Source organism: Mesorhizobium sp. M1A.T.Ca.IN.004.03.1.1 (genome assembly GCF_003997555.1).
Classification (GTDB): domain Bacteria; phylum Pseudomonadota; class Alphaproteobacteria; order Rhizobiales; family Rhizobiaceae; genus Mesorhizobium.
In genome coordinates, this window is record NZ_RZTV01000031.1 from 1 (window position 1) to 10,299 (window position 10,299).

The window sequence follows — 10,299 nt, forward strand, 5'->3', positions numbered from 1 at the left end:
GCAACCGGCACGGGGTTGTTGCCGACATAGGCAGACACGATGTCGGCGGTGAGCTCGATCAATTGGCTTCGGCTGTTCTCATTCTCTTCCGACATGCAGTATCTCCGATTGCGCCAAAAATAGCTGAAGTCTCTTAGCCGGTTTTCGGCCCAGCGCAACAGCGCGAAGACGCTACCTGAACGAGGCCATTGCCACGCACCAGTTGCCCGTCGTGCCGCCCGTGACGGTGCCCGTCACAGTGCCCGTACTGGTATTTTCGATGCTGCCGCCGATGAACTGCATCGAGGCGACGGGAGAGACCGTGTAATCTTGTGTCAGGCCCGACAAGGTGCGCGTGGTCGAGTTGCCGTAGACTGAGCAGACGATCATCGTGAACCCGTCCTTTGTGGCGGAGACGCTTCGGCTCAGCGGGGCGGTGGCGTCGATGTTGTTGGCTGAGAGCAACTGCACCGGCGTTGTCGACTGAAGATTGACGACGCGATAGACGCAGATTCGTGGCCGGAAGGTCGTGTTGGTCGCCAGCGTCAGCGTGACGCTGCCGGAAGTCCCCGTCGGCACCAAGGCATAGACGATCGCCACTCCGATCGAGAAGCCGCCGGTGGCTGAGCCGCCCCGCCCTGGACTCGCCACGATTGTGGCCGTGACGCCGCCAATCGTTCCGGCGGAGATAGACGCTCCGGCCGTCCCCAGCGTGTAATAAGGGACGGCCAGGAAGACGTAGCGATTGGGAGCAGCCGACCCGAAGGCGACACCGGACCAGGTGACGGTCTGCGTCTCGACCGGGTGGATAGTCAGGGCCTGAGTAACCGTAACGTCCACGGGAGCCGCAGGGGGCGCTCCACTGACCAACAGCGGTGCAATGCCGGGAAGCATCGCTATGTTCGGCGGGCGCAGATCATGGGCAGCGCGAATGATTGCAGGCTTCGGAGGTAACCAAAGCGGAGGCGGCGCAAGATCGATCACGTCAGCATCTCCCCTTAGGTGCGAATGACGCCGGTGATGACGAGCCGGGTGCTCGTGTCGACGAAGCCGACCAGGAACACGGTTTCTGTGGTGGCTATGGTGATCGGGAACGCCTCGACGCCGGTTGCCGGCACGAAATTGGCGCTCAGCGCCAACGTGCGAGACGAAGTCGTGGCCGTGACCTTCAGGACGAAGCCGAAGAGCGGGTTGGCATTGGTCGGATTGCCGAGGGTGCGATTGCCGGCCAGCGCGACAGAGCCGTTGTTGCCCAACGACATGTCCCAAGAGATGGTCGCCGCGTCCGCCAGCGCCTGATAAGCCACTGTGGCTTTGAGCGCCGACGCCGTCAGGAGCTTGCTGGCCGTGCCTAGCTGGAACTCGCTATTGGATGCGACGGCCGCTGAGGCGAGCGCCGCATAGGGAATTGCTCCCGAAAGTCCTTCGTGGAAAATCCGGTAGGCATTCGCCCCCATCGACCAGCCGCCTACCTTCAGGGCGTTGTCCGTATCGAGGCCAAAGTTGACGGCGTAGGCGCCGCTTCGATTGAACGAGACGAAGGCCGCAGCGCCCGTCGCCGGGTTTACGGTGTTGACTGTAAGCCCGGGCGTGCCGGCGGCAGGACCGCCGTTGACACCTATGGCCTGGCCGACCGCAAGAGTGATGGTCTGGCTTGTCGTGAAGGTGTTGGCTGATCCCTTCAGCGCCACGCTGGATTCCGCGATGCCGCTGTCCTGAAGTGCCTTGCCGCCTGTGCCGTTGAAGCTTGGAAGATTGCCCGAGACCGCAGATGCCGGACCGGTGGCGACGCTCCCGACCGCGATGCCGCTGTCCTTGCCGACTTTGCCCGTTGTGCCGGCGAAGGTGACGATATTGTCGGCCACTGACGAGAGCGGGCCCATAAAGTCGCCGGATCCTGCCGGTCCGGTCGCGCCAACCGGGCCGGTCGCGCCAACGCTCCCCGCCGGCCCTGTCGCGCCGGTGGGACCAGTTGGACCCGCCGGGCCACCGGCGCCATCCGCGCCTACCGGCCCTGTCGCTCCGGCCGGGCCAGTGGCTCCGATCGGTCCCGTTGCGCCGATTGGTCCCGTGGCTCCAACTGGACCGGTGGCCCCAATCGGTCCCGTTGCGCCAATCGGACCCGTGGCGCCGGTCGCTCCAATGCCGGTCGGTCCCGTCGCACCAACCGCGCCTGCAGCACCGACGGGGCCGGTCGCGCCGACTGGCCCGGTAGCTCCCGCTGGGCCGGTCGCTCCACTAGCGCCGGCCGCACCGACAGGGCCGGTGGCGCCTGTCGCGCCCACGCTGCCGGTAGAGCCTGCCGGTCCAGTTGGTCCGGTCGGCCCTTCGGCTTGAAACATGTCGAGCACTGCCGGTGAAAGGCTGTCCGGTGTTACGATCTCGTTGTTCAGCGCACCGTCCGCGCGCCGGACGTCGGCTAGCGCATCGATCGTGTCGCCGATGCCCTTGGCAAGGTTCGCCAGGTCATTGTCCAGAGCGGTGCCGCCCTGCAGCCAATTCTGCAGAACCTTGTAGCTGAATTCGATTGTGGGCTTCTCGGGATTCGGCATCTTGCATCACGCGCAACTGCACTTCCCCGACCGCGCCGGCGTGGCGCACGCTCATGGATGAGATCGGAAGAGGGAAAGTGGTTGATCTTTGCCCCGAAGGCCGGGGCGGGTGATGCAGCTGCCCGAGTTCTGCGCGGTTCCGGCAATGTTAAGGATAGCACAAAGCACGCGCAGAAGCCATCGCGTGCCGCGTCGGTGTAGCGATGTTCCGACTACGCTGAAGGCAACGCAGCGGCATCAACTATGAAGACAGCCTCGTTCGCATTGGCCGGGCTGTCAGGGGGTACCTTGGAGATGTTCACCCCTGAGATTTGAATCATCGCGCCCGGACGAGCGTCGACCTCGTTCGGGCCCATGATCCCGACGCCGATCGAAAGATCAAATCCAACTGCCCACCGACCCTCGGTTATCCCTTGTTTACGAACAAGAAGCTCCGCGAGCTCTTGGAGCGTGAATGAGTATTGAGTTGGCTCAGCCATCTCGTGAATTTCCCGCAAGAGTAAGATATGGCCCGTGCCACTGAGCTATGTCATTGGTGGACAAAACTTCCGTTCCGCCGGAGTAAGTGTAAACCGGGCATGGCTCAACGACGTGCTCGCTCCACGAAGACCACGATTGACGCCTTTTTCCAAAGCCCAATCTATGAACCTTTACTGCCGGATCAGGCGAGGTGCTTTTACTTAAAAACATTCTATATTTGTTGCCCTCTACCCAGTAGGGTTCCATATCTGCCGCGGGTGATGCTTTGCTTTCGACAAGGGCAGAAGCCAACAAATAGACCATATGATGGTTCAAGCTAACGCTATTGTCTTCCGCTGCCCGAGCCAACCGAGCGTGCAAGTCCTTCGGCATGCGAAGGAGAACCTTCCCGCTATACTGCTGCTTTTCGGCCGGCTTTGACGGTTTGGGAACTTCATTTCCAGCCGCTTGCGCGGCCGCGATCCACGCGTCGATGGCGGGCAGGAGTTCCGCCAGCGCACCCTCGCGGGTTTCGCCGAATGCGGAGCATCCTGGCAAATCTGGAGCCACTGCGATGAAACCCTCATCGTCATCGCTCCAAAACACATGTGCTGGGTAACGATCAGCGACTGTCACAGCTCGTCCTCATATTTGTCCAACGCCTCTATCAGTTGCTTCGCCTGATAAGGCGGAATCTGCCCGTTCTTTGTCTCTTGGAAATTGAGCCCCACGGGATCACCGGGACGGGCGAAGGCTCTGTGCGACCCAGCACCTTTTTCGCTCGTATAGCCGAGCAATCGGGCAACTTTGCATGCGTCGTCAAACCGAACGCCTTTCGGGTTATTTCGTATCGCAGCGCAGAGTTTGTTAAGTTGGCCGCCCACGCCTGATACTACCCGTGGTATCGCATTCCTCTAGTTAAGGCCGGATGAAGCTTCTGGCAAGAGGCCAAAAAGTTTCTAACGGCCACCCGGTGGGGCGTAGATTGTGCCGCCGGCCTCCGCCGCGGTGCGCCCCAACGCGTCGCCGATGCCGATCGTGGCGCCGCGGTTGTTCGCGTTGCGAATGAGCTCGACCGATTGCGGATCGATGAACATGTCGGCCAGCGCCCGGAGATTGCTGCGCAGCGCGGCGCGCTTGACAGCGTCGCCGGCCCTGACGACTGACGTGCCCAAGGACTTCACGAGATCGATGGCCAAGCCCGTGGGCGACGCAGCGCCGCCCAAGTCGGCATTCAGCGACCGGTTGAACTCCGTCGCGCTGCCGATCTGCTTTCGCCGGCCGGTGGCTTGAAGGACGTCGAGCAACTCCGGCATGCTGGCTGCCGCCTGCCCACCAGGAATCTCGCGCAGCACGGCGTCGAGCACTTCCTGGCGCGTGTCGTTGCCGGCGACGTCCTTGTGAAACTTGGCGCCGGCGAACTCCCGCGATCCCGACTGGGTTTCCGTGTTGGCTCGGCCGAAGCGGTCGGCCAGGTTCTGGCGTACCAACGCGGCCGTTGCTGCCGGATCTTCCGCGACGAGCCGACGCGTTGCGTCCCCCGCTTCCCCGGCCGAGCCCGCCAAAGGATTTTGGGGCAGCAGTGCGTTGCCAGCGGTGGACGTGTCTTGGGCGGCTGCCACGCGGCCGACCGGACCGCGCTCGAGGGGATTAAGGACCGTGCGGCGCAACGCTTCCTGCTCTGCCAGCGCCTGGGCATATTCGGGCGACTGGGTCGTGGCAAGGTTGCGCGCGTCCGCCGCCGCGGCAGTGCTGCGGCTCGCGAGCTCGGGACCGTATAGGGGATTTGCTGTGTTCCGCAGGGCCTCGCCGCGGGCCGCAAGGTCTTTCGTCACAGCGTCGATCACTCCGATCGAGTTGTCCGGCAGATGCGCGTAGTCGGGAGCCAGTTCTGGGTTCCCCCGCAGGCGCGCCAAGCCGGCGGCAAAGCGCGGGTCGGCGGCGATCGGCGCGAACTGTGCCTGCGGAATGATCTGCTGCTGCGCGGCGTCGTAGAGTGGGCGTGTCTGAGCGTTGATGCCCTGGCGGGTCCGGTCGATCACATTGGCCGCAGCTTCCGCCGCCTGTGGCCCTACCGAATGCGGCCGCGCGCTCGGCGGAGCGATCTGCTTGAGGACGTGACCGACGGCCGTGTCGACTTGACCCGGCCGCGCCGCGAAGAAGGGACCGGTGCGCGCGCCGCCGTCCACGCTTCCCTCGACAACGCGCAGCAGGTTCGGGAGTGCGCTGGCACCGTTGGTGGCTTGCGAAATGGCTTCCGGCCCGGTCAGCCGCACGCCCGTGGTGTTGTTCTGCAGCCCGAGCGCCCGCCGCCAATCGGCGTCGGTCATTTCGCTCGTGGCACGCCTGACCACTGCTTCCGGCGCATTGTAGGCACGACCAGCCGCCGTTCCGACATTCCCGAACAGGGCGCCCAAGAACCGCGACAACCCTTCGTACTCCGTGCCCTCTGTCGCCTGGCCGGCTCCCTCCGACGTGACGGCTGGCACGACGATGTTGCCGAACAAGTCTTCTCCGACCCGTTGGGCCATCTCGCGCCCCGTGGCCGCGAGACGTGCGGCCTTGCTTGGCACGGCGCCGGGTGCAACGAACTCGCCAAGCGTGCCGGCATATTCGCCGGCCGTTGTCTGCGGCTTGTGCAGGACGGCGTCCATGATCTCGCGCGTGCGGTCCTGAAGACCGTAGGCCGGCGAAGCGTTTATGCCGGCCTCGCGGCGCGCCAGTTCTTCTTCGGAGAGGGGTTCAGTGCCGATGGCATAGCGCACCCCGTTCTCAGCCTTGTTGTAGAGATAGTTGCCAGCGCCTTCGACCATTCGGCTGAGCGTGACCGGGAACATCGCGGTCTCGACGATGCCACGCGGTACGCCGGATCCGAACGACAGCCCGACGTCCGCGGCCGTCGAATACTGCGTCGGCGCGGGCGCCGTCGGGCCGCCGAACTTCTCCTGCATGGCCTTCGCCATGACATCGTCGGGCGTGCCGTCGGGAAACTCGACAATGCTCCCGTCGGGCGCCTTTACCTGTGTGACGTTTTGCGACGAAGCCGATGCGCCATACTTCGTCCATGGCCCGGCTGTCGGCAATGACTTGGCGATCTCATCGACCGTCGCTTGTTGCTGGTCATGCGGCATCGAGCGGAAGCTGCTGTCGACTTCAACCCGGTGCCCGTTGATCTCCAACGTCACCGGGTCAGCCGCACTGGTGCCGGTGGCAAGCGACGATCGAACGCCCGTATACTTCGTCCACGGCCCTGGTTGAGGAAGGCGATCCCTTTTCGCCGCGGCGCCGGACGGCTGCGCATCGGGAAATGCGGCCCATGGATCGGCCGCCGGCGCGTCGAACTGATCGAAGACATTTGCGGGGGCGGCCGGAGCAGTCTGAACCGGAACGTCCGGGAACCTTGGCTGGCTCGGGGTCGGCTGCGACACGATGCGGAAGCCGAGAGGGACAGCGGGCGTCTGCTGGTATTTCTCCCAAGGACCGGGCATCGGAACACTCCGTCAGTTCGAACCGTCGACGCGCTCGGGCACAGCCCAAGGGATGCGATTTTGTGGTGAGGTTCGGTTTCGGATGCGGGCGAGCCCGCGGCGGTGCGGCTGCCCGAGTTCCGCGAGTGTTCCGGCACAAATATTTTATTGGAAGTTAGGCGTAATATCCAGACCAGAAGCACCTCAATTCTATTCACCATGGATCGGAGAAGCCCTCGACTCAACAGTCAAATAGCGCAATTATGGGATCGGCTTGGGGAGGCAGCTATGTTCTTTCGTGTTCTTGGCTCGTTTGCAGCGCTCTTTCTTCTCGGATCGACGGTAGACGCGGTCTCTCAATCCAATTCCCAACCGAATCAAGAGACAGCGCTTTGGAGAAACGTCGGCACGTGGGGAGTTGACAAAACAACCGACTATCGTTGCTTTATAGCGACCCTCTACGAAGACAATACCGTCTTTAGGGTCGGGTTTCAGGGGCCGACTTCCAATTCAGCTCTTTATGTCTCACTTGGCAACGTGAACTGGACATCCATTGAGGCCGGCAAGGACTACGATCTTATTTTACAGATCGACAACGAGGCTGGCTGGCCCTCACCCGCTACGGGTTTTCGGTTTGGTTCGATACCTGCGTTGGTCATTGGGACAAACCAAACCGGCTTTGTTGATCAACTGATGCGAAGGCATTCCCTGCGCGTACTCTTCAATGGACGGCAAATCCTGAACCTGAGCTTGCGGGGATCGAACGACGCCCTGGCAGAGATGGCTAATTGCCAGAATCAGGTCGACGCCTATCTGGGGCGGAAGGATGGGGTTCCGACTGATCCATTTGCCGGAGCCGTAGCTTCGCCCTCTCCAAAGGATCCGTTCGCCAATTGACGGCTGCCTACACGCCCTAGCGCAAACATCACGCTGCCACCTGGTCGACGCCGAAGCCGTCGGGCGCAGTCAGCATCGAACGGACAACCTCACGCTGACGCTGCGCCTTGCGCTGCTGCAGCCATGCGTAGTCGCAGAAGTTGTGCAGATCGCGCTCGAGCATCTTCACGTACATGCGGGCGTCTTCGATCCGGTGCGGGTGGTGCGTGGCCCTTTCCGGGTTGTCTTCGGCCCAATGCTGCACGATGATCGTCGCGGCGCTCATGCACACAATAATCATGCCGGGATTATAGGTCGGAGGCAGCCGTCGAACGGCCGCAGCGGCCGCATCCGCGATTGACCTGACCAGCTTGTCGCGGCGCTCGGCGTCGAGTTGGAAAGCCGGCCGGAACTTGCGAAGCCCTTCCAAGGTCAGGGGCAATTCGAAGGTGATGTCGACATCGGGCAGCGTGCATTTCCAGAGGCTGAAGAGGAAGCGGTCAATCGCGTCATCGAACGCAATTTCCGCCCGGGTCGGCGGATCGCCTTCAGCGTGGCCATCTTCGGCGAAGGGCATCAGGAATTCGGTCTGCATGGCGCGGAATCCAGTTCGTCGATGCTGACGGTACGGCGGTCCACGGCGCGAAAAAATCGGAAATTTCAGGGTCGTTTCGGCGGGTTTTTTGCGGGTCAAAAGTTTGAAACGGCCGCAAATTCCTACGACAGGTCGCCGGGGTTTCGGCCGACGCGTTTGGTGTGATGCCAGGGGTGGCACCCAGCCTAGGACCCTGGTCGCGCTACCGCGCCGCCCGCCCGAAATGGACGCGTCGAGCGCACCAACTGCAATACTTATGCAGTTGTCTCGCCAGCAGTCTCAATGACTTAAGGGATGCGTGTGGTAGCGGCTTGCAAGCAGAGCCACTTTTTCGGCCCAAAACCGACCCGTCAGCGGGCATCCAGATAGCGCTCGATCACGGCTTCGATCTCGCCAGGCCCGATTTTTGGTTCCAGCGGCGCCAGCGCCTCCGCCAACCGGCCGCGCTCATGCTCCCGGAGCGCGTCCATCCGAGCATGGCGAGCGATCTCGCGGTTCATGAAGAAGGAAGGGGCGAAGAATCGCCATACCACGTAGGCCGCGCAAAGGCCTAGCGGGATATAAATCGTCGGTTCCGTGATGGCCACGGCATGCCCCCAATCAAACCTCAGTCGACTGACTTAGCATCAAAATCAACGGTTTTCCAATCTCGGCGCGAATAAAGTAATTCATTCAATATTTTGCGGTGTATTACGAGTCGATCGGTCGAATCGACAATAATCAACGACGTCCGTTTAAAAATATAGCTTGACCTACGTCGGTCAACCGCCCGTTATTGTGCCCATAAAAACTTCAAAAGCGGAGAACGGCCATGACGAATACCAACAAGCAGAACGAGGTAAATTTGTTTTTCCAGATCGCGTCTGAGCTACGGCGCGCTGAAAGGGAAAACGCCGACCCAGTGGAGATATTGGAGCTTCTCGACGAGGTCGAAGCGTATCACAAGAACACGTCAAGCGCGTTCATCCGCGAACGCTGCACCGATCTCCTGCGCCGCCACGAGAGCCTGAATACCGCTGCCGCCAGATAGCGGCTCGTCCAACTCATGAAATCCCAGGGCTCGCTGCTTCCGGCAGCGGGCCTCAACGTCTGTTTCGTTGCGTAAGGAGTACGAAAATGCCTGAACTGTCGCGCCACATCATGCACAAGCCCGGAACGTCCCAATGGGACGTGCTTCACCCTTCCAAGGTCGCTGAATCCGGCGTGCCGATCGTCCTGATGCAACTGGTCTACCCGGCGCATCTGCTTCCGCATTTTCGCGGGAAGGCCAGAGACTTCAGGGCTGAGTACGCCGAAACGCCGGGAATGGACCTTTTCCGAATTTGGGACACCCCGATCGAGCATCACCTGAATCCGCAGGGTCCGTTCCAACTCCGCATCTTCTCGGTGACCCTGCCCGCGTCTCTCATGGAGACGTCGATTAGAGCGTATCTGGACGATTGGAGCGTAACAGCGCTGAACCCACTCTAATCGAAGGCGCCGCCGGTCGGCTTCGCCGCGGCATCGAGATGACGCTTGCGCTTCCGGGACGCGCGCTCAATCGCCTGCTGCAGCTCGTTGCCATCCATTTCGGACGCCGGTTTCGCGGCGCCGGCGTTTCGGTCGTTGCGGTCGAGCAGGCCGCCGACCATTAGCAACGTGCGCTGGCTCGACGCCTTAGCCGCTGCCGGTGCGTTCGGATCCCGACAAACCGCTAGGGCGCTTTCGTAGGCAGTCCTAACGCCTTCGGTGCGGGCGCGGCGAATTATGTCCGCGCGCATTGCCTCATCGGCTTCGAACTCATCGTCTCCAAGGTCGCTCATGCGAACGCTCCAATCGGTTTCTGATCATCGCGGCGGCGCGCCTCGAGCTCGGCCCGCAGCGTCGCGATCTGGTTTTCCAGTGCGGCCGCCTCGCCATTCGGCGCAGGCCGTGCCGCTGCCATCATCTCGCGGAATTCCGCGTTCTGCTTGCGCTCGGCTCGAGCCTGTTCCCTGGCCGCGGCGCTGCCAGGCTTGCGCGCAGCATGCCATGCTGCGTGCCGTTCCCGTTCCGCCGGCGACATTGCGGCCAGGCAAGCGGCGCGCTTCTTCACGTACCGTTCACGCTCGGCCAATTTGCGCTGCAGTTTCTTTTCGGCCTCCGGCGATTTCCCGTCCGGCCATTGCGTTCGATGCCATTCGCTCCCGCGCGGCGTCCGGCCGCCGTGAATGAAACACTTGCCGTTCGCCATCGCGATCTGCTGGCAGGGCTCGCCGTCGCGCTTGCGAGCGGCATTGCACTTCGGGAGATTGGACCGCGTGCGGTTCCACGCGCGAATTGCGGCGGATCCGATCGCCCGCCATTGCGCGGACGACTGCCACGCCGACGGCGCGTTGCGCGACCGCTTGCG

General features: G+C 62.4%; 12 protein-coding genes and 1 pseudogene. 3 read left to right on the top strand and 10 right to left on the bottom strand.

Translation table 11 applies throughout. The annotated features are described in order from the left end of the window. From EOD29_RS37535 to EOD29_RS30340, 6 genes and pseudogenes are all read right to left on the bottom strand, one after another. Positions 1-95 (bottom strand): annotated as a pseudogene (locus tag EOD29_RS37535) (MucR family transcriptional regulator); the annotation flags it as partial. A 76-nt stretch (positions 96-171) separates the two neighbouring features. Next, positions 172-819, bottom strand: a complete 648-nt coding sequence (locus EOD29_RS30315) for a hypothetical protein (protein WP_127248745.1) — start codon at positions 817-819, stop codon at positions 172-174. Positions 820-977: 158 nt separating this feature from the next. Continuing rightward, a complete protein-coding gene (locus tag EOD29_RS30320; protein WP_127248746.1) occupies positions 978-2,531 on the bottom strand; it encodes a collagen-like protein in 1,554 nt (517 codons plus the stop codon). Positions 2,532-2,743: 212 nt separating this feature from the next. Next, a complete protein-coding gene (locus EOD29_RS30325) occupies positions 2,744-3,010 on the bottom strand; it encodes a hypothetical protein (protein ID WP_127248747.1) in 267 nt (88 codons plus the stop codon). Beyond that, positions 3,003-3,626, bottom strand: coding sequence for a type II toxin-antitoxin system HicB family antitoxin (locus EOD29_RS30330; protein WP_127248748.1), 624 nt, complete (start codon positions 3,624-3,626; stop codon positions 3,003-3,005). Before EOD29_RS30330 ends, EOD29_RS30325 begins: the two co-directional genes overlap by 8 nt. A 323-nt stretch (positions 3,627-3,949) precedes the next feature. After that, complete coding sequence (locus EOD29_RS30340; protein WP_127248750.1) at positions 3,950-6,478, bottom strand: hypothetical protein; 2,529 nt, start codon at positions 6,476-6,478, stop codon at positions 3,950-3,952. 267 nt (positions 6,479-6,745) lie between these two features. On the opposite strand from EOD29_RS30340, the gene EOD29_RS30345 reads away from it, so the two are divergent. Then, positions 6,746-7,354: a hypothetical protein gene (locus tag EOD29_RS30345; RefSeq protein WP_127248751.1), complete on the top strand. Its 609-nt coding sequence runs from the start codon at positions 6,746-6,748 to the stop codon at positions 7,352-7,354. A gap of 28 nt (positions 7,355-7,382) precedes the next feature. Here EOD29_RS30345 and EOD29_RS30350 read toward each other — a convergent pair whose 3' ends face one another. After that, complete coding sequence (locus EOD29_RS30350) at positions 7,383-7,928, bottom strand: hypothetical protein (RefSeq protein WP_127248752.1); 546 nt, start codon at positions 7,926-7,928, stop codon at positions 7,383-7,385. 350 nt (positions 7,929-8,278) lie between these two features. After that, positions 8,279-8,515: a hypothetical protein gene (locus tag EOD29_RS30355; protein ID WP_127248753.1), complete on the bottom strand. Its 237-nt coding sequence runs from the start codon at positions 8,513-8,515 to the stop codon at positions 8,279-8,281. Positions 8,516-8,739: 224 nt separating this feature from the next. On the opposite strand from EOD29_RS30355, the gene EOD29_RS30360 reads away from it, so the two are divergent. Continuing rightward, on the top strand, positions 8,740-8,958 hold the full coding sequence (locus EOD29_RS30360) for a hypothetical protein (protein WP_127248754.1): 219 nt from the start codon (positions 8,740-8,742) through the stop codon (positions 8,956-8,958). 86 nt (positions 8,959-9,044) lie between these two features. Next, the gene (locus tag EOD29_RS36190; RefSeq protein WP_164763877.1) at positions 9,045-9,398 is read left to right on the top strand and encodes a hypothetical protein; all 354 of its coding nucleotides are present in this window, start codon (positions 9,045-9,047) and stop codon (positions 9,396-9,398) included. Here EOD29_RS36190 and EOD29_RS30370 read toward each other — a convergent pair. Together EOD29_RS30370 and EOD29_RS36195 are read right to left on the bottom strand one after the other, a co-directional pair. After that, complete coding sequence (locus tag EOD29_RS30370) at positions 9,395-9,730, bottom strand: hypothetical protein (protein ID WP_127248755.1); 336 nt, start codon at positions 9,728-9,730, stop codon at positions 9,395-9,397. The two genes, EOD29_RS36190 and EOD29_RS30370, sit on opposite strands and share 4 nt — an antisense overlap. Then, positions 9,727-10,299: hypothetical protein (locus EOD29_RS36195; protein WP_206520520.1), on the bottom strand; the 573-nt coding region annotated here is incomplete at its 5' end. The genes EOD29_RS36195 and EOD29_RS30370, both read right to left, overlap by 4 nt.